Genomic DNA, 16,473 nt, shown 5'->3' with positions numbered 1-16,473 from the left:
CAGCAGCAATACGACGAACCAGACGCCGACGATGCGAATCGGCAGTTCCGCTAGCATCGCCGCGGAGTACCGATCAACGAGTCGCCGAGAGAGAAAGTCGCGACCGAGTAAGGACAGCTGGATTACCGAGGCGATCGCGGCGGTCATGAGCCCCTCGGGTGTGTAGGATAGCGCGATGTACCCAACGATCGATTCCGCAGCGGGTCGCCCCTCAATCATGACCCCGGTGTTCGGGAAATCCAAAAATGCACGCGAGAGAAAAAACCAGATGATCGCGACGAGAGGGACAGTAGCAGGGATATACCGCGCGTTTCGGTCCGAAGCGGCGGCAGCGATCGAATCGGTCTGAAGGATCCATCGGGTACAGGGAGTGGTACCGGCCCGGGATACGATCCACCACCTTTTTCCTCAGGTTTGGAGTCTCGCTGTCCGAACAACACGACGACGTAGTACCCTAGAAGCGTTACGCCGATTTCCACCCAGTAGACGAACAGTGCTTGAAACGGCCGCCAGCCGAAGCCGATCAGCCCCGCGATCGGCAGAGTGTTCACCACAAAGAGTAGTGTTCCCGTTCGACGGCCTGTTTTTGATTCGATCACTCTCATAAATCAAATTTTGCGCATCACTTAATAACGGTAATCCGTATTTGGCCCGTCACCGGAACGACGGAAGCACGTCCTCCTCGGAGAGTTCGATCGGCTTCTCCTGATTGTCTCCGATCCAGTGGAAGTAGACGTGGTCGTAGCCGGCCTCGAGTTCGGTCGCAGTCTCCGCAGCCAACGCGCCATGGTACTCCTCGAGCGGGACTGGCATATCGGCTAGGTGCGTTTGGGACCGTCGAAACGCCCGCGAATCGATAGCAAGTGCGACAAGTTGTGAACCCCCTCTGACGGCCGACCGCGGCGCTACCAGCGGTGGTGGACGTGCTCCGCGACGTACTCCTCGTAGACGCCGCGTGCTGCGCCGTGGGCCCGGTTCGACAGTGGCTCGAGGTCCGATACCGCGGCGTTCGAGCGGACGTGGTCCGGCGAGGTGACGATGGTGTCCGAGTCGGATATCGAGATCGAATTGCACTCCGACGCGTAGCGAGCACCGAACCGGCGCGCCACTTCGGTCCCCTCTCCTCACCGGAACGACGGCAGCACGTCCTCCTCGTAGAACTCGATCGCCTTCTCCTGTTCGTCCCCGATCTGATGGAAGTAGACGTGATCGTAGCCGGCGTCGATTGCCTGCTCGATGCTGTCGATGTGGGCCTGCGGATCCGGTTCGGTGGTGGTCCCTGCTTCGGCGATATCCTCTTTCTCGACCATTTGCGCGGCCTGTTCGAAATGAGCCGGCGTCGGCAGTTCCTGGCCGAGCTCCCCCGGGAGCGAGCCGTTGGGCCACTGCTCGTAGATCGTCTCGATCGCTTCCTCCTCGCTGTCGGCGTAGCAGCCGTGGAGTTGGCTGTATTTCGGCCCGTCACCGCCGGCGTCCTCGTAGGCCTCGACCGGCTCCGATTTGGGGCCGGAACACCAGAGTCCGTCCGCGGTTTCCGCGACCCACTCGGCCGTCTGCGGGCCGAACGCGCTCCCGATCGTCGTCGGCTGCTCGTCCGGCATGGTGTAGAGGCGCGCGTTCTCGACCGTGTAGTGCTCGCCGTGGTGGCTCGTCGGTTCGCCGGTCCACAGCGAGCGCATCACGTCCATTGCCTCGTCCAACATCTCGAGGCGAACGTCGTGTTCGGGCCAGCGCTCGCCCGTGACGTGTTCGTTCAGGTTCTCGCCGGTGCCGACGCCGAAGGTGAACCGATCGCCGAACATCTCGTCGACGGTAGCGACCGCATGGGCGACGTTGACCGGATGGATCCTGATCGTCGGACAGGTGACGCCGACGCCGACCTCGATTTCGTCGGTCGCTGCCGCGATCCCGCCGAGCGTCGACCAGACAAACGGCGACTCCCCCTGGGCGGAGACCCACGGATGGAAGTGATCCGAAATCGAGAGGAAATCAAAACCGGCGTCCTCCGCGATGCGGGCGATATCGACCAGTTCCGTCGGGCCGAACTCCTCGCTTGAGAGGGTGTATCCGAGTGTCGTCATTCCCGATTCGGTACCACGAATCAGTGGGTAATAGTTGACCCTGCGAGGGCAAGAACTCGAACGAGTGACGGTTCTGATTGCGCGTTTTCTGCTCTCCTGCTGTCTCAAATTGCTGTCGGTACGGCAATAACTCGAGCATCGCGTTAATAGAGGATCTGAAACAATAATCGGGTATGGACTTCCCTGAGATGATCAGGTCGATACGAGAGATGGAGGCGTGGCGATATCATGTGCCACAATAGTGGGGAACGTGGTTTTTCGAACGCGTCTGAATCCCGATCCAGCAACGTATCCACCCGCGAACGTATTGGCTCCCCGAACCGAACCCCTTACCCACACTGCGCCGGAACCGACTCGTATGGAAGCCGTAGTCGAAGCGACAGACCTCGAGAAGGCCTACGGCGAGACCGTCGCCCTATCCGGGGCCTCGCTGTCGGTCTCGAGCGGCGAGGTCTTCGCGCTGATCGGTCCGAACGGGGCCGGCAAGACGACGCTCGTCCGCGCGCTGACCGGGACGACCGATCCCGACGACGGGACGGCACAGATCCTCGGCGCGTCGCCGTCGGCCGTCGATCGCGACCGGCTCGGCGTGTTGCCACAGGCGTTCTCGCCGCCCGGCCGGCTCAGCGCGAGGGAACTGCTCGCCTACTATGCAGGACTCTATGACGACCCGCGCGATCCCGACGACGTGCTCGCGGCCGTCGGCCTCGTCGATACCGGTGACACCTGGTATGAGGACCTCTCGGGCGGCCAGCAACGCCGGGTCTGCGTCGGCTCTGCGCTGGTCAACGACCCAGATCTGCTCTTCCTCGACGAGCCGACGACCGGCATCGATCCCGCTGGCCGGCGCACCGTCTGGCGACTGATCGAAGATCTCGCCGCCGATGGAACGACGGTCGTCCTTACCACTCACGACATGGCCGAAGCCGAACGGCTCGCCGACCGCGTCGGCCTGCTCGCCGACGGCTCGCTCGTCGCACAGGGACCCCCTGAACGCCTAGTCCGCGACCACGGCGGCTCGAGTCGGCTCACGATCGAGACGGCGGCCGACCCAGACGCCTTCGCAGACCTCGAGTACCCGGTCGCTCGTCCGGAACGTGGCCGGAATCGAAACCCGGATAGCGCGGTGGTCATCCGGGACATCGACCCCGCCGCGATCGGGATTGTCGTCGACTACCTCGAGGCCCGCGACATCGAGTACACCGAATTCTCGTGGGCCGAACCGGACCTTGAGGACGTCTATCTCACGCTGGCCGACGCGACGGAACGCGAGCGAACCGATCGGCTCGAAAGCGGAGACGGTCAGGCTGACGGTTCGGACGTCGCACACGCGGGTGAGACGGCATGAGTCGAATGGGTCGCGTCGAGGCCGAGACAAGCGCCGGCTGGCGGTCGTTCATCCGCCGGCGAACGGCGGTCTTCTTCACCTTCTTCTTCCCGGTGATCCTGATCGTCATCTTCGGTGCGCTGATCCGCACCGATCCGACCGGCGAGGGCCTGTTCACCGAACCGGCGGCCTACTACGTCCCGGGCTACCTTGCCGTCGTCGTCCTCTTTACCCCGCTATCGCGGATGGGGAGCGAGGTCGCACGCCACCGCGATGGTAGCCGCTTCGAGAAACTCGCGACGACGCCGTTGACTCGAGGCGAGTGGTTGCTCGCCCAGACCGTGGTCAACGCCGCGATCATCGGACTGGCGAGCCTGCTCATCCTCGGACTGGTAGTCCTGCTGACCGGCGCGGAGATCACGTTCTCGCCGCTGTTGATCCCATACGTCCTCGTCGGCGTTGTCTGCTTTTGCGGCGTCGGTGCGATGCTCGGCAGCTACACCGATTCGCAGGACGGCGCGGTCGCCGCCAGCAACGCGATCGGGCTCCCGCTGCTCTTCCTCTCGGAGACGTTCATCTCCCTCTCGCAACTGCCCAGCTGGTTCGAACCGCTCGTGAACCTCTCGCCGCTGACGTACTTCGCTCGCGGCGTGCGGGCCGCAACCTATTCGGGCGCGGAGACGCCGACGGTCGCCGGTATCGATCCCGCGTTCGCGAACCTCGGGATTCTCGCCATCCTCGCCGTCCTTGCGTTCGCGCTGGGCGCGCGGTCGATCCCACGGACGGACTAATTGAGATTTTGATGTTTTAGACAGATCATCATTCTATCTGTTCTATTTCTGATTTCAGACCTTCGTTTGCTTTCTGAGCCTGATTGATTGCATCATTATATACTTCATCCGGGGGTTTGGACATCTGAGGGTGATTCCTATACGTTTCTGTGCGGGTTCTCCATAAGAGCTCAATATGTTCCCAGAGGGGTCCCAATCGTTGATTTCAGAATGGATTTGATCGCCTTTCGCTTTCCAGCATAGTCTTTTCCAGAGATCACTCTTTTCAGTTGCAGTAATAATAGTCTCTCCAAACTGATTGACAAAATCTTCTGTTGGAATTTTCATTTTATTCTTCGTTATGGCAATCTCACACTCCTTATCTGAATCTTCTATTAGATTTGACTGTGTCGACGTGTTATCTAAGGAATTTAGGTAATCTCTCAGAAAATTATTGAGTGTGGATATTCTCCCATCTAACATTACAAGTTCGCCGGGAATGTTGGTATTTCCATCAATCCTTTGTTGAATATCTCCGTCAAAAGCACTCCAGACCTTTTGGAATTCACCTACCTCTTCATCATATTTTAGGGAGTGAGAAATACTGTGAACCTTTTTGAAAATTGGAATATATACGTCATTTTCTCGTGATCTATTTCTGGCAAACTTATCTGTCAGAAAGGACCCAATAATTGCTCCGATAATACCAATGGCAAGTGATTCGACTAGCGATGATTCCATCTCTAAATAGATCATAGTGGCTACATCTATTACATGTTTGTTGCTCTATCTGGGAAGGTGGTAAAGCACAAGACTCGAGAACGAACCGATTTACGCGCGGCACTCGAATCGACGGCAATCAGTATGCGCTCAGGCCACCCCACGGAGCAGGCCGTCGGTATGGAGTACTACGTCAGCGACGCGGACGGCGTCGGCGGCCGTCTCCGCGAGGACGACGCCGATTTCCGGGTGCGCGAACTCGAGCGCTTTGACACCGAACCCGTCGACGCGCCGACGGACGCCTACCCACACCTCGTCTTTCGAGCGACGCTGCAGGGGTGGGACACCAACGACTTCGCCTCGCGGCTCTCGGACGCGCTAGGAATCTCCCGCGAGCAGGTCAACTGGGCCGGGACAAAGGACAAGTACGCCGTGACGACCCAGTTGTTCTCGGTCTACGGAGCCGATCCCGAGGACTTGCCGGAGATCAATGGCGTCGAGATCGAGGTGCTCGGCAAGGCCGGCCGAAACCTCGAGTTCGGTGACCTCGCCGGTAACGCGTTCGAACTCGTTATCACGGATCCCGAACAGCCGGAAAACGCCGCGACGATCACGGACGAACTGAGCGAGTTCGGCGGACTCGATGATCGACACCGGAGCGGTGGCAGTGCAGACGGCTCGAGCGGGGACGCGACCTCGATCGGCGTCCCCAACTTCTTCGGCCAGCAGCGCTTCGGCAGCCGTCGGCCGGTCACGCACAAGGTGGGGCTCGCGATCGCCCGCGACGACTGGGAGGGTGCGGTGATGGCTTATCTAGGGAACCCGACCGAGGCGGAACCGGAGGGAACCCAAGAAGCCAGAACGTTCGTCGAGGAGACTCGCGACTGGCAGGCGGCCCTCGAGCGCGTCCCGCACCGCCTGCGCTACGAGCGGTCGATGATCCACGCACTCGCCGAGGACGACGGCGAGCCTGGTCCTGCAGAGTTCAGAGAAGCTCTCGAGCGGGTCCCCTCGAATCTCCAGCGGCTGTTCGTCCACGCCGCCCAATCCTACGCGTTCAACCTGATGCTCTCCGAACGGCTCGAACGCGGCCTACCGTTCGATCGCCCCGTCGAGGGCGACGTCGTCTGCTTCTCTGATACCGACGCCCCTGACGGGCTCGCACTGCCCGATACGGACCGACTCCAGCGCGTCAACGAGCGCCGGGTCGACTCGGTGACCCGCCACTGCGAGCGCGGCCGGGCGTTCGTCACCGCGCCGCTGGTCGGCACCGAGACCGAACTGGCCGACGGCGAGCAGGGTGAGATCGAGCGCGCCGTCCTTGACGACCTCGGCCTCGAGCCCGCTGATTTCGACCTCCCCGGCGAGTTCGACTCGACCGGGACGCGGCGAGCCATGCTCCTTCGAACTGATCTGCGCCTCGAGACTGACCCGCTGACCCTCGAGTTCGCGCTGCCGAAGGGGTCGTACGCGACCGTCGTCTCGCGGGAGTATCTGAAGGTCAATCCGGTCGACCTCGGCTGACATCGCTTCGCTCGAGGCCGAGTCTCGCCGCTCGATACCCTCGCCGAAGCCTTTAGCATGCCATCACGAGTGGTATTCGAACGAATGGTCCACGTCACTCGTCAGCCGGCAAATCGGGGGAATCCCCGAATATGATCGGAACGAACGAGACCCGCGAAATAGTTGACTGGCGGAAGACGACCGAAGACGGGCAGACGGTGTACGAAATCGAGTACAGCGAGCCCGTTCCGGAGCCGACAGGGCGATCGAAGTCACTGTTCGGTGCGAGCAGCGGCGGGACGGTTCCGGCCGGCGATCAGTACTTCCACCTCCCGGACGGCGAGCGGATTCCCGCCACGGAGGCGGTGTTTGACGCCGAGGGAACGACGCTCTGGGTCCGACACGAGCCATCGATGGTGGCTCGTCTTCGGCGGTACCTGCCGTGGTGACGGCGATGACCGGTTCGGCTCCCGGTCGAACTGCTGGGGGAGCGATCGACAAAAGAATTAACTGATTGTCACGAATAGCGTCCTATATGTTCGAGCTGTTCTTCGTATTTATGTCGGTAGTGTACGTCGTTCAGGGATCACTAGGGCTGGCCGAACAGCGCATCTATACCACCGAACAGCGATCGCGCGAGCCGCTGGTCTCGAAGCTCCATCTCGTCAGTTCGATTCTGTTCACCGCCGTCGGCGTCGCTAGCGCGTCGTGGGTGCACTGGAACGGAATCCCGACGACGTGGTATCCGATGATTCTCGTCTGCGGACTGTTCGTCTCAATTCTCGTTCAAGGGTGGATGTACCGCGCGATGGACGTCCCACACAGTCCGGTGATTGACCGGGTGTCAGCACGCCTGCACTGACCCCAAACGGCTTCCCTGAAGACTCATCCGGAATATAAACGGGGCAGTGACAACTCCGGTTTCACTGACACCCTTTTGCTCGCTCGAGTCCTACCACGTCCATGCACAGTAAACGGCTGCAACGAGAGATCGATGACCTCGTGGCGCAGGGCTGGGCGATCGAGGAGGAGACGCCGGATCGTGTCGTGATGGTCGACCGGGAGTTCGGTTCGGTCGTCTCGCACATTCTGGTCGCGGTCCTGACGTTCTGGTTCTCGATGGGACTTGGCAATGTTGTGTGGGGCGCGTACAACTACATCTCGAAATCGAAGCGTCGCGTTCTCTGGGAGGACGCCACCGGCTGTCCGAACTGCGGCGCGGATGTCCCGATGTCGGCCGACTACTGCCCGTCCTGTGGCGAGGCCCTCGAGGCCGTCGCCGACCCGGACGAGAGTCTAGCCTGTCCCGACTGTGATGCGCTAGTCGCCGACGGCTCGCGGTACTGTCCGGCCTGCGGGACGAAACTCGCGGACACGGTCAGTCGGTCATCGTCCGGGAACCGAACTGCTACGTAGCTCGCCCGCTATCGAACGACCAGCCAATGGACCTGGACTCGGAACCCCATATTCTCCTGACGAACGACGACGGAATCGACGCGCCCGGCATCCGGGCACTGTACGACGCCCTCTCAGCGGTCGGCACGGTCACCGTTGTCGCGCCCGACCGGAATCGGAGCGCGGTCGGCCGATCACTCTCCTACGGCCGGACGAGGTCGTCGCGCGACGATGCTGACGACTTCTCGCTGGACCTAGAGACGGACTCGTTCACCTCGCCGGTCCCTCACACCGACCACGAACTCGGGTACGCCGTCGACGGCACTCCCTATGACTGCGCCATCGTCGGCACGAAAGGCCTCGAGCCCGAACCCGATATCGTCGTCTCCGGCTGTAACTCTGGCGCGAACCTCGGGGCCTACGTCTTCTCTCGATCGGGAACCGTCAGCGCCGCCATGGAGGCTGCCTTCCTCGAGACTCCATCGATCGCTGTCTCGATGGACACGCTGGGCTACGATGACGACCTCGAGCCCGCGGACTTCGAACGAGCGGGTGAGATCACTGCCGATCTCGTCAGCGCCACACCCGGCACCGGCCTGTTCGATCGGGTGGACTACCTGAACGTCAACGTCCCCCGACCGGATTGCGAGCCCAACGGCTTCGCGATTACGCGCCCGACCGAAGTCTACGAGATGGACGCGGCGTTCGAGGACGGCGCGTTTCAGTTGACTAACCGCCTCTGGCAACAGATGTCGAACCGGGACATTCCCGACGGCGAGGACACCGACCGCCACGCCGTGCTCGAGGAAGCGGTATCGATCTCCCCACTTCGGGTTCCCTACGACGTCGTCGATACGGAGCCGGTGCAGAACGTCTTCGATCGAATCCTGTAATGACTGACGGTCATGGTCTCCTGGTATTTCAAAGCCACACCATTTAGGGAGTCAGTTCCAAGGGATATCCAATCGAACGCTGGCTCGGAGCCGTCGCTCTCGGAAGCAGTACGGGCGAGAAGACGGCAGTGTGTCTCACCGATATCGAGGTAACGTGACGGCGTCACGGAGAGCGGTCGGGAGCGACGAGACGATGCGGACGGGAGCGGCTAATCCGGACTCGGCGTCGGTCCGAGTTGTACTCTCTGGGAACTGAATTTCGGTCCGTTCAAGCGGTGTCCGACCGACGACTACCGCGTCCGGTCGGAAACAGACCTGTTTTACATCCGTCCCGCCAAGAACGACTATGGAGTGTCGCCACTGCGCATCGCCGCTCGAGAAACCCGGGGACTTCTGTCTGGTCTGTCGAGAGACCAACACCGAGGCAATCGTCCTCGAGGCGGCGCGCGATAGGGCGACCATCACGATGCTCGCTGACGAGCCCGACGAGCCGACAGCGAGAGACGCCGAGATCGATGCAGACGAGCAGGTGCTCGGCGAGACGGCGATTACGACAACGCCCGAAGACGGCGAGAACGAACCCATCGAACTCCGAAACTTCGCCGGACTGATCGGCGACGAGATCCGCCGGAAGCGTCCTGAAGAGGTCTACGCCGGCGGCGTGCGAACGGTCATTCGCGCCGTCCGGGAGGACATCCATCACCCCTTCTACCGCGTCGACGACGACGATCCCGTTCGGGCGGTCCTCGAGCGCCGCGGAAATCGCGCGCTCGATGTCGTCGAGACGCCGCCGGCCGAGAAGATCAGCGGCAGTCACTCGACGCTCATCGGCGGCCGAACGGGGATGCGAGCCATCCACACTGTCGCGGACCACCCCCACGTCAAGAAGGTGATCCCCGGGCCCATCGACGCCGGCGGGAAGGGCTCTCAGTCGGGCATGCGCGCGAAAGTGACTCGCGCCGACGATGGCGGCAACGTTCGAATGCTCCTCCGGAACGGCTCGAGCGTACAGGAAAACCGCGTCGTGACGACCGCTCGCGACCGGGAGATGGGAGAGCGAATCCGGGACGATCTCAACGACGTGCTCGCCGACTCGGAATTCCAGTAGCCACTGCCCGTTCGAGTCAGCGTTTTGGACTGCCAACCGCCGATATCGGTTCCGCAGCAGGGAGTCCCGCAGCAAATATTGTAACGAGTCGATGGAAGTGTCAGTTCCTGCTGGTTGTCCGAGCCTTAACGGCCCGGCCGTAATTAGATATAATTAGCCATGGTCGAGCGACCAGACGCCGTCCTAACCCTGATCCCGCTGTTAGCGGTGAGCGGCCTCGCCGTTCGTACGCTGCTTGCGGCCCCAGGCGTCGGCATGGGACTGCTCACTGCGCCGCTCGCGATCGCCGGCTACCTCGCCGCGCTCGCGCTCGTCTTCCTGGAACTACTCGCGTGGCCGGTCGCCGAGCGGATCGGCGACTCCTGATCGGAGACCGGCGACGGGCCAGTCAGCCCGCCGGAGCCATCAGGACTGCGGGAACCGTCGCGACTCAACAGGTTTAAGAATCCGCTGGCGATAGAGTGGACCACTATGGCCAACAAAGGAGAGGTCGGTAGCGCTGGTCGGTTCGGTGCCCGCTACGGCCGCGTCGCCCGACGTCGCGTCAGCGAGATCGAAGATGACATGCAGAACGCCGAAGTCGACGGCGACGACGTCACCCGCGTCGGCACTGGCATCTGGAAGAACGAGGAGACTGGCAAGGTCTTCACCGGCGGCGCGTACCGTCCGGAGACCCCCGCCGGCCGTACCGTTCAGCGCTCCATCCGCGCTGCTCTCGCAGAGGACGACGACGAATAACGCGTTTCGAGACCCAGTATGAGTTACAAATGCTCCCGCTGTAAACGCGACGTCCAGCTCGACGAGTACGGCGGCGTCCGCTGTCCCTACTGCGGCCACCGCGTACTCCTGAAGGAACGCAGCCGCGACGTCAAGGAAGTCGGCGTCCAGTAACCGGCGTGTCTTCTCACGACGCGACCCTCGAGTTCGACTACGAGACCTCGTCGCGTGCCGAACTCGTCGCCGCGAGCGTCACCCGCGAAATCGGCGAGATCGACGACGAGCGATCGCAGACGACCCTCGAGCGGGACGGCTCGCGCGTTTGCATCGACATTGCCGCCGAGGACGTTATCGCCCTTCGAGCAGCGCTGAACACCTGGTTTTCGTTGGTCGATGTCGCCGAACGGACCGCTGACGCCGGCGAGGCTATTCTCGCGTCCCAGTAAACGGGGAGTCTCGACTGAGCGCATCGCGCCATCCCTGTACCGGCAGGCAACGCGGTCTTCGTCGTCGTCGCCGAACCCGCCGTATGGCCGACCGGAACGGAACGTGGCTCGGGCTGCGGCGGGATGCCAAGCCGCTGGTGATCGCCGGCCTCGCGCTCGGACTCGGGTTAGGCGGCTTCTTCGACGGCATCGTCTTCCATCAGATCCTCCAGATCCACCATATGCTGTCGTCCTACCCGGACTCGAGCGTTGCGACCGATCTCGAGCTCAACGTGCTGGCCGACGGGCTCTTTCACCTCGCGACGTACGTGTTCACCATCATCGGCGTCGTACTACTCTCGCGGGCGTGGCGCTTTCATTCGGTTCCCGACTCCGGACGGACGCTGCTGGGTGCGGTGATCATGGGCTGGGGCGTCTTCAACCTCCTCGAAGGGCTCGTGAATCACCAACTGCTCGGGATTCATCACGTCTGGCCCGCCGGACCGGGACCGATCGTCCTCTGGGACGCGCTCTTCCTGCTCTGGGGTGCGCTCTTCCTCGGTGGCGGGTATCTCGTGATCCGGACCGACAGCGCCACGACGCCGACGACCGGCGACGAGACGGTCGCGACGGGCGGACGCGGATAGGGATCTGGGCCGCCGGGACGGAAGACAAAGCTTGGCTTTATCAGTCCGGAGGGCGACGGTCGAGATATGCAAGGAAACCTGCCACCGGAAGCACAAGAGAAAATCGAGCAGCTACAGGACCTGCAGGAGACGGCACAGGAAGTCGCCGTCCAGAAACAGGAAGCGGAATCGGGTCTCACCGAGGCACAGAACGCCCTCGACGAGCTCGAGAACATCGACGAGGGAACGACGATGTACCGAAACGTCGGCGAACTCCTCGTCGAGACCGACTACGATCAGGCCGAAGAGGACCTTGAGGAGAAGGTCGACTCCCTCGAGATCCGTCTCGAGACCCTCGAGAAGCAGGAAGAGCGCGTTCAGGACCAGTTCGAGAGCCTCCAGGAGGAGCTCGAGGACATGCTCGGCGGTGGCGGCATGGGCGGCGGTCCGGCCGGCCCCGGCGGCCCGGGCGCTGGCGGCGCGTAAATGTCGACTGACGAGCCGACGGACGAGACCGTCGTCCAGACGGCCTCGGACGCCGCGGAAGGCGTCATCTTTTCACAGTACAAACAGTCCGACGTGCGCGATTACGACGTGACCGTCGTCTTCGAGGACGGCATCCTCGAGGTCGACGTCTACCTCAACGCGCCCGAGGACGACGACGAGGCCGACCCCGAACAGGTCGCTGACGACGCCGCGCTCGCGGCGCGGCACGCGGTCGACGAGCTGTTCGAAGGGTAGCGGAACGGTCTCGAGGTCCGTCTCACGGTGTCGATCACTCACCGACGGGTGGCGACCGGCTATTTCCTGTCGGGCTCCGAACGTGACCGAGTCGGAGACCCGTCTCCGAGCAGCGCGGACGCTACCGACTTAGATACCCGCTACCGACGTATGCGAGGGAGACGACACCGGCGAACAGCGCCACGCTCGCGGCGGTTTCCGAGAGCGGCCCGATCGAGTCACCGGCGTAGCCCATCGCGACGAGCGCCGCGGCGACGGCGGTCGGGAACGGGTGCGCTGCCAGTTGCTGCCCGAAGGCGCGAAACCGCCAGTAGAGTATCTCGAGGCTCGAAATCACGCTCGCTCCGAGCCGTCGGTTCCCGTCCGGGTTTTTGGCCGGTTCGAACGCCTCGAGTTCCGCGTCGTCGACCGTCACGATCTCTCCGGTGGTGACCCGTCGACCGTCCGCGTCACCGACCTGGAGCAGGGTGATGGTATCGTCGCCCGTTCCGACGACGCGATAGATCCCGTCCGGGTAGTCGCTGTCGGTCGGTCGGAGGTGATCGCGTATCGATGGCGAAGTCATTACCCGAGTGATATTTCTCCCGCCACGTAACGATGGAGGATCCGGTTCGACCGACACCGCTCCGGACGGACCCCGACCGGCGTCTGACCCGGACCCGGCAGCGCGCCGACGTTACGCTCGAGCGCCGGGCGCGAGTAACTCGATCGGATGCGACACGTCCCGCTCGAGCAGCGTCTCGAGTTGGTCGCCACACGAGGTGCCCGATGCGACGATGGTCTCCGCGCCGTCGACCTCCCCCGCCAGCCGCTCGCCGACGTCCACACTGAGCTCGTAGTACTCCCGTTTGTAACCGAACGAACCAGCCATCCCACAGCACTCGGCGCTCGAGGTTTCGGGCGCGTAGCCACAGCGCTCGAGGACGGCGACGGTGGGCGCTTCGAGGTCGAGCGTGCGCTGCTGGCAGTGGGAGTGGTAAGCGACCGGTTCCGCGCCATCGCCACTCGACAGCATATCCGAGTCGGCTCCGTTCTCGAGGAGGCCATAGACGTACTCGCAGATCTCGTAGCTGCCGTCCCGGAGTCGTGCGAAGGATTCCTCGGGCAGCAGGCGCTCGTACTCGCGGTGCATGGCCGCCAGATCGGAGGGTTCGATGACGACCACGTCGCGCCCGGCGTCTAAATCTTCTGCCAGCGTGGCGTAGAGCTGGCTGGCCTGCCGGTCCGCCGTTGCGATCATCCCCTGGGAAAGCGCCGCACGCCCACTCTCGGGCAGGTCCGGCACGCGGACCGGAACGCCCAGTGCCTCAAGCGTCCGGACGGCGGCCTTCCCGCGGTCGACGTCGACGTAGTTCGTGTAGACGTCGGGGTAGAGGACGACCTCGCGGTCGATGTCGACCCCACGGTCCCGGGAGTTAGCCCGCTCCGCACGCTGACTCGAGGCGGCGAAGCCGCCTCGCCTCTCGAACCAGTCGACGAGCGACTCGCGCTGGAAGGTCGGCAGGTCGCGCCGTCGGTCGATACCGAGGGTTCGCTCCAGGAGCGCACGGACAGGGCCGGCGTCGGCGAGCCAGTTCGAGACCGGCGCGGTCGCGCTGGCGGCCTTCGCGACGGTGCCGATGTTGCCGAAGAAGCGCTTACCGGGGTCGAGGCCACCGTTCTCCTCGTCGGGGGTGAGCCCGTCGACGAGGAAGTCGTAGGACTCGGGCTCGCTGCTCCGGTTGACTCGATCCCGGACGACGGTGTTGATCCACGGGATATCGATCTTCACTGGACAGGCATCGACACAGTTCGTACAGCCGGTACAGAGGTCGTTGAACTCGGCCGCGGAGTCCTGACCGTGGACGCCGGCCTCCCAGCCGGTGGCGATCCCGCCCGAATACGTCTCGCCGCCGAAGCCGTGGCCACCGACGGACTGGAAGTTCGCACAGGAGTTCGAGCAGGCCCCACAGCGGATGCAGTACAGCGTCTCCCGGAGCTGGTCGTCCTCGCGCATGTCCATGCGACCGTTGTCAAGCAAGACGAGGTGGAAATCGCGGTCCGGGTCTCCGGTGTCGTCCGCCGTCTCCGCGATGTCGTCTGAACCGTCGGTACCGGCCGTAATCGGCTTGTCCGGTCGATCGAAGTCTACCGTCGGCGAGTCCGTCGGCGGGGTCAGCATCGTCACGTACTGGGAGATCGGCTGGCCTGTCGCGCTCTTGGCGATGATATCGACGAACGGCTCGAGGTCCGGGAGCGACGGAATAAGTTTCTCCACGCCCGCAACCGCGATGTGGGTATCGGGCGTGACCGCGCACTTGCGGGCGTTGCCCTCGTTCGTGATGAGGGTGATCGTCCCGCTGTCGGCGACGACGAAGTTTGCACCAGTGATTCCGACGTCGGCTCCCTCGATGATCTCACCGAGGTGATCGCGGGCGAAGCGAGTCAGTTCCTCGGCCGTCTCAAAGGGGTCACTGGGATCGAACCGCTCGTTGAACAGGTCGGCGATCTCCTCGCGGGAGATGTGCATCGCCGGCCCGACGATGTGGGAGGGCGTGTCGTCCGCGACCTGTAGCACCCACTCGCCGAGGTCGGTCTCGGTGACGTCGATCCCGTTGGCCTCGAGCGCGTCGTTGCAATCGATCTCCTCGGTCGTCATGGATTTCGATTTGACGACCGACGGCTCCGCGGTCGCCGCGTCGGCGTCGGCTCCGTCTGCGGCCTCGCTTCGGACCACGTCGGCCACGTACTCGTTCGCGTCCGCGGCGTCGTCGGCGACGTAGACGGTGCCACCGTTCGCCTCGACCGCGTCCCGGACCGTCTCGATCAATTCGGGAAGCCGATCGATGGCGTCTTCCTTGATCGCTCGCGCGTCGGTCCGGAGGGCCTCGAGGTCATCGGTTCCGCCGTAGGTCTCCTTTCGGCGGGCGTTCGAGGCGCTCGCGTGAGCGTGGATCGCCGGCCCTTCGGTCTCGAGCAGGTGCCGAATCCGGTCGGCCTGCTCCGATCGCGTGCGTTGGGCCATCCTATCGGTCCTCCAGGGCGATTACGTGGACGTCGCCGGGCCCGTGTACGCCGTGGACGAGGTCACCCATGTCCGCGGTCGCGCTCCGGCCGGTCGCGAAGACGACGCTGTCCCGACCCGTGTCGAATCCGTCCGCGAGTCGGTCGAAGCCGGCGCTGATGTTCGGCACGATGTCGCTCTCGGCGACGACCGCGACGTGTCGCTCCGGGTAGAGACTGATCGGTTCCGCCCCGTCGGCCGTCGACTCGACGGCGACGGTGCCATACTCTGCGATCGCGAACCCAACCGGGGTGACGCCGGTCCGAGCATCCGCCAGCTCGGCAGTTGTCGGATCGGTCGTTACTGACTCCGGGAGCGATACTCCTTCAAAGGGCAGCGGGGCACCGACCGCTGGCTCCTCCGCCATCGTTCCGATCCGCTCGCTCGCGTCGGCAGCCGCGACGCGCTCGAATCCCACCTCGAGTCCCTCGAGTGCGCGTTCGAATCGACCGACTGTGTCGACTGTCATCGCCTCACACATCCAGATGAACGGTGAAGAGACTGATGGTAATCTCAGTGTCACTTCGTGGGAGAGTACGACTAATCGGCTCACGGTCGAATCGCGACCGAACTGCCGGCCGTGCTCGGCGTCTCCGCGTCCGTTCGCGCTTTCCGCGTTGTATTCGCGCTCGAGTTGTCGGATTCCATTGTGTGAGGTACTTTGAGCCGTTCGGAAAACGTGCGGTGTGGTTTCAATGGCTGACACTGAACTCGGCACCCACGAGTGGTGGGAGTCGTACAAAGAGACGGTAAACGGCGATCCAGAGATGGAGGTCAGGGGCCACGACAAATTCTCCGAGAACTTCTACGTCGAGATCGGGGACGAGCGCGTCCTCCTCGAGATGGACGGCGGCGAGGTCGAGAACCTCGTGCCGAATCCGACGATGAATCACCAGTGGTCGTTCGGCGTCGAGGGCGACCGCGAGACTTGGGAGGAGTTCGTCCAGGAGACGCCGCCCGCGTTCAACCACGAAATCATCGCGTCGCACTATCGAACCGCGGTCCGCAACGAGGACGGCCACCTGCAGTTGACCGGCGACAACAAGCGGATCTTCCAGCACCTGCGCGCGTTCCAGCGGACACTGGACCTGATGCGAGTCGCCCACAACGACGGGGGGAGCTGA

The 16,473-nt window shown here is 63.2% G+C and carries 22 protein-coding genes and 1 pseudogene; 16 read left to right on the top strand and 7 right to left on the bottom strand.

The annotated features are described in order from the left end of the window. Window positions 1-654 precede the first annotated feature (654 nt). From K6I40_RS13505 to K6I40_RS13495, 3 genes and pseudogenes are all read right to left on the bottom strand, one after another. Window positions 655-756, bottom strand: a pseudogene (locus K6I40_RS13505) (LLM class F420-dependent oxidoreductase); the annotation flags it as partial. A 149-nt stretch (window positions 757-905) separates the two neighbouring features. Then, window positions 906-1,109, bottom strand: a complete 204-nt coding sequence (locus K6I40_RS28425) for a hypothetical protein (protein WP_255682027.1) — start codon at window positions 1,107-1,109, stop codon at window positions 906-908. Between the two features lie 15 nt (window positions 1,110-1,124). Continuing rightward, window positions 1,125-2,081 carry a TIGR03557 family F420-dependent LLM class oxidoreductase gene (locus K6I40_RS13495; protein WP_222919557.1) on the bottom strand — a complete coding sequence of 319 codons (957 nt, stop codon included), beginning with the start codon at window positions 2,079-2,081 and terminating at the stop codon, window positions 1,125-1,127. A 358-nt stretch (window positions 2,082-2,439) separates the two neighbouring features. Between K6I40_RS13495 and K6I40_RS13490 the strand changes: the two genes are divergently transcribed. Both K6I40_RS13490 and K6I40_RS13485 read left to right on the top strand, forming a co-directional pair. Then, window positions 2,440-3,429, top strand: coding sequence for an ABC transporter ATP-binding protein (locus K6I40_RS13490; protein WP_222919556.1), 990 nt, complete (start codon window positions 2,440-2,442; stop codon window positions 3,427-3,429). Beyond that, window positions 3,426-4,199: an ABC transporter permease gene (locus K6I40_RS13485; protein ID WP_222919555.1), complete on the top strand. Its 774-nt coding sequence runs from the start codon at window positions 3,426-3,428 to the stop codon at window positions 4,197-4,199. Before K6I40_RS13490 ends, K6I40_RS13485 begins: the two co-directional genes overlap by 4 nt. Window positions 4,200-4,253: 54 nt before the next feature. Here the strand turns inward: K6I40_RS13485 and K6I40_RS13480 are convergent, their stop codons facing one another. Next, on the bottom strand, window positions 4,254-4,934 hold the full coding sequence (locus K6I40_RS13480; protein ID WP_222919554.1) for a hypothetical protein: 681 nt from the start codon (window positions 4,932-4,934) through the stop codon (window positions 4,254-4,256). Window positions 4,935-5,042: 108 nt separating this feature from the next. Here K6I40_RS13480 and truD point away from each other — a divergent pair, with 108 nt between their 5' ends. The 13 genes from truD to K6I40_RS13415 all read left to right on the top strand — a co-directional run bounded on the left by truD (window position 5,043) and on the right by K6I40_RS13415 (window position 12,306). Then, window positions 5,043-6,422 carry a tRNA pseudouridine(13) synthase TruD gene (gene truD, locus K6I40_RS13475; protein WP_222919553.1) on the top strand — a complete coding sequence of 460 codons (1,380 nt, stop codon included), beginning with the start codon at window positions 5,043-5,045 and terminating at the stop codon, window positions 6,420-6,422. A 131-nt stretch (window positions 6,423-6,553) separates the two neighbouring features. Next, window positions 6,554-6,850, top strand: a complete 297-nt coding sequence (locus tag K6I40_RS13470) for a hypothetical protein (RefSeq protein ID WP_222919552.1) — start codon at window positions 6,554-6,556, stop codon at window positions 6,848-6,850. A gap of 86 nt (window positions 6,851-6,936) precedes the next feature. Next, entirely contained in the window at window positions 6,937-7,263 is a 327-nt protein-coding gene (locus K6I40_RS13465) for a hypothetical protein (protein ID WP_222919551.1), read from the top strand. A gap of 101 nt (window positions 7,264-7,364) precedes the next feature. Then, window positions 7,365-7,817: a zinc ribbon domain-containing protein gene (locus tag K6I40_RS13460; RefSeq protein WP_222919550.1), complete on the top strand. Its 453-nt coding sequence runs from the start codon at window positions 7,365-7,367 to the stop codon at window positions 7,815-7,817. A 26-nt stretch (window positions 7,818-7,843) separates the two neighbouring features. Further along, complete coding sequence (surE, locus tag K6I40_RS13455) at window positions 7,844-8,689, top strand: 5'/3'-nucleotidase SurE (protein ID WP_222919549.1); 846 nt, start codon at window positions 7,844-7,846, stop codon at window positions 8,687-8,689. A 346-nt stretch (window positions 8,690-9,035) separates the two neighbouring features. After that, entirely contained in the window at window positions 9,036-9,797 is a 762-nt protein-coding gene (locus K6I40_RS13450; RefSeq protein WP_222919548.1) for a DUF2103 domain-containing protein, read from the top strand. Between the two features lie 159 nt (window positions 9,798-9,956). After that, the gene (locus tag K6I40_RS13445) at window positions 9,957-10,163 is read left to right on the top strand and encodes a hypothetical protein (RefSeq protein WP_222919547.1); all 207 of its coding nucleotides are present in this window, start codon (window positions 9,957-9,959) and stop codon (window positions 10,161-10,163) included. Between the two features lie 105 nt (window positions 10,164-10,268). Then, window positions 10,269-10,535, top strand: coding sequence for a 50S ribosomal protein L37ae (locus K6I40_RS13440; protein WP_222919546.1), 267 nt, complete (start codon window positions 10,269-10,271; stop codon window positions 10,533-10,535). An 18-nt stretch (window positions 10,536-10,553) separates the two neighbouring features. After that, complete coding sequence (locus K6I40_RS13435; RefSeq protein ID WP_124196427.1) at window positions 10,554-10,688, top strand: DNA-directed RNA polymerase subunit P; 135 nt, start codon at window positions 10,554-10,556, stop codon at window positions 10,686-10,688. 5 nt (window positions 10,689-10,693) lie between these two features. Further along, complete coding sequence (locus K6I40_RS13430; protein WP_222919545.1) at window positions 10,694-10,960, top strand: KEOPS complex subunit Pcc1; 267 nt, start codon at window positions 10,694-10,696, stop codon at window positions 10,958-10,960. A gap of 83 nt (window positions 10,961-11,043) precedes the next feature. Further along, a complete protein-coding gene (locus K6I40_RS13425; protein WP_222919544.1) occupies window positions 11,044-11,586 on the top strand; it encodes a DUF2243 domain-containing protein in 543 nt (180 codons plus the stop codon). Between the two features lie 66 nt (window positions 11,587-11,652). Further along, the gene (locus tag K6I40_RS13420; RefSeq protein WP_222919543.1) at window positions 11,653-12,051 is read left to right on the top strand and encodes a prefoldin subunit beta; all 399 of its coding nucleotides are present in this window, start codon (window positions 11,653-11,655) and stop codon (window positions 12,049-12,051) included. Continuing rightward, window positions 12,052-12,306 carry a DUF3194 domain-containing protein gene (locus K6I40_RS13415; protein ID WP_222919542.1) on the top strand — a complete coding sequence of 85 codons (255 nt, stop codon included), beginning with the start codon at window positions 12,052-12,054 and terminating at the stop codon, window positions 12,304-12,306. It begins immediately after the preceding gene. Between the two features lie 121 nt (window positions 12,307-12,427). Here the strand turns inward: K6I40_RS13415 and K6I40_RS13410 are convergent, their stop codons facing one another. The 3 genes from K6I40_RS13410 to K6I40_RS13400 form a co-directional block, all read right to left on the bottom strand. Continuing rightward, on the bottom strand, window positions 12,428-12,871 hold the full coding sequence (locus tag K6I40_RS13410) for a hypothetical protein (protein WP_222919541.1): 444 nt from the start codon (window positions 12,869-12,871) through the stop codon (window positions 12,428-12,430). A 111-nt stretch (window positions 12,872-12,982) separates the two neighbouring features. Then, window positions 12,983-15,310 carry an LUD domain-containing protein gene (locus K6I40_RS13405; protein ID WP_222919540.1) on the bottom strand — a complete coding sequence of 776 codons (2,328 nt, stop codon included), beginning with the start codon at window positions 15,308-15,310 and terminating at the stop codon, window positions 12,983-12,985. A 1-nt stretch (window position 15,311) separates the two neighbouring features. Further along, a complete protein-coding gene (locus tag K6I40_RS13400) occupies window positions 15,312-15,818 on the bottom strand; it encodes an LUD domain-containing protein (protein WP_222919539.1) in 507 nt (168 codons plus the stop codon). A gap of 226 nt (window positions 15,819-16,044) precedes the next feature. Here K6I40_RS13400 and K6I40_RS28420 point away from each other — a divergent pair, with 226 nt between their 5' ends. Next, window positions 16,045-16,473, top strand: a complete 429-nt coding sequence (locus K6I40_RS28420) for a hypothetical protein (RefSeq protein ID WP_255682023.1) — start codon at window positions 16,045-16,047, stop codon at window positions 16,471-16,473.

Source organism: Natrinema sp. SYSU A 869, assembly GCF_019879105.1.
Lineage (GTDB): Archaea > Halobacteriota > Halobacteria > Halobacteriales > Natrialbaceae > Natrinema.
The sequence above is the reverse complement of the archived record's forward strand: the minus strand, read 5'-3'. Positions and strand labels throughout refer to the sequence as shown.

Bases quoted from the DNA above. Each gene is read 5' to 3' on its own strand.
- K6I40_RS13440 (WP_222919546.1), top strand. From the start codon at position 10,269: ATGGCCAACAAAGGAGAGGTCGGTAGCGCTGGTCGGTTCGGTGCCCGC.
- K6I40_RS13420 (WP_222919543.1), top strand. From the start codon at position 11,653: ATGCAAGGAAACCTGCCACCGGAAGCACAAGAGAAAATCGAGCAGCTA.
- K6I40_RS13480 (WP_222919554.1), bottom strand. From the start codon at position 4,934: ATGATCTATTTAGAGATGGAATCATCGCTAGTCGAATCACTTGCCATT.
- K6I40_RS13410 (WP_222919541.1), bottom strand. From the start codon at position 12,871: ATGACTTCGCCATCGATACGCGATCACCTCCGACCGACCGACAGCGAC.
- K6I40_RS13485 (WP_222919555.1), top strand. From the start codon at position 3,426: ATGAGTCGAATGGGTCGCGTCGAGGCCGAGACAAGCGCCGGCTGGCGG.
- K6I40_RS13465 (WP_222919551.1), top strand. From the start codon at position 6,937: ATGTTCGAGCTGTTCTTCGTATTTATGTCGGTAGTGTACGTCGTTCAG.
- K6I40_RS13460 (WP_222919550.1), top strand. From the start codon at position 7,365: ATGCACAGTAAACGGCTGCAACGAGAGATCGATGACCTCGTGGCGCAG.
- K6I40_RS13450 (WP_222919548.1), top strand. From the start codon at position 9,036: ATGGAGTGTCGCCACTGCGCATCGCCGCTCGAGAAACCCGGGGACTTC.
- K6I40_RS13490 (WP_222919556.1), top strand. From the start codon at position 2,440: ATGGAAGCCGTAGTCGAAGCGACAGACCTCGAGAAGGCCTACGGCGAG.
- surE (WP_222919549.1), top strand. From the start codon at position 7,844: ATGGACCTGGACTCGGAACCCCATATTCTCCTGACGAACGACGACGGA.
- K6I40_RS13415 (WP_222919542.1), top strand. From the start codon at position 12,052: ATGTCGACTGACGAGCCGACGGACGAGACCGTCGTCCAGACGGCCTCG.
- K6I40_RS13495 (WP_222919557.1), bottom strand. From the start codon at position 2,081: ATGACGACACTCGGATACACCCTCTCAAGCGAGGAGTTCGGCCCGACG.
- K6I40_RS13445 (WP_222919547.1), top strand. From the start codon at position 9,957: ATGGTCGAGCGACCAGACGCCGTCCTAACCCTGATCCCGCTGTTAGCG.
- truD (WP_222919553.1), top strand. From the start codon at position 5,043: ATGCGCTCAGGCCACCCCACGGAGCAGGCCGTCGGTATGGAGTACTAC.
- K6I40_RS13400 (WP_222919539.1), bottom strand. From the start codon at position 15,818: ATGACAGTCGACACAGTCGGTCGATTCGAACGCGCACTCGAGGGACTC.
- K6I40_RS13470 (WP_222919552.1), top strand. From the start codon at position 6,554: ATGATCGGAACGAACGAGACCCGCGAAATAGTTGACTGGCGGAAGACG.
- K6I40_RS13425 (WP_222919544.1), top strand. From the start codon at position 11,044: ATGGCCGACCGGAACGGAACGTGGCTCGGGCTGCGGCGGGATGCCAAG.
- K6I40_RS13405 (WP_222919540.1), bottom strand. From the start codon at position 15,310: ATGGCCCAACGCACGCGATCGGAGCAGGCCGACCGGATTCGGCACCTG.
- K6I40_RS13435 (WP_124196427.1), top strand. From the start codon at position 10,554: ATGAGTTACAAATGCTCCCGCTGTAAACGCGACGTCCAGCTCGACGAG.
- K6I40_RS28420 (WP_255682023.1), top strand. From the start codon at position 16,045: ATGGCTGACACTGAACTCGGCACCCACGAGTGGTGGGAGTCGTACAAA.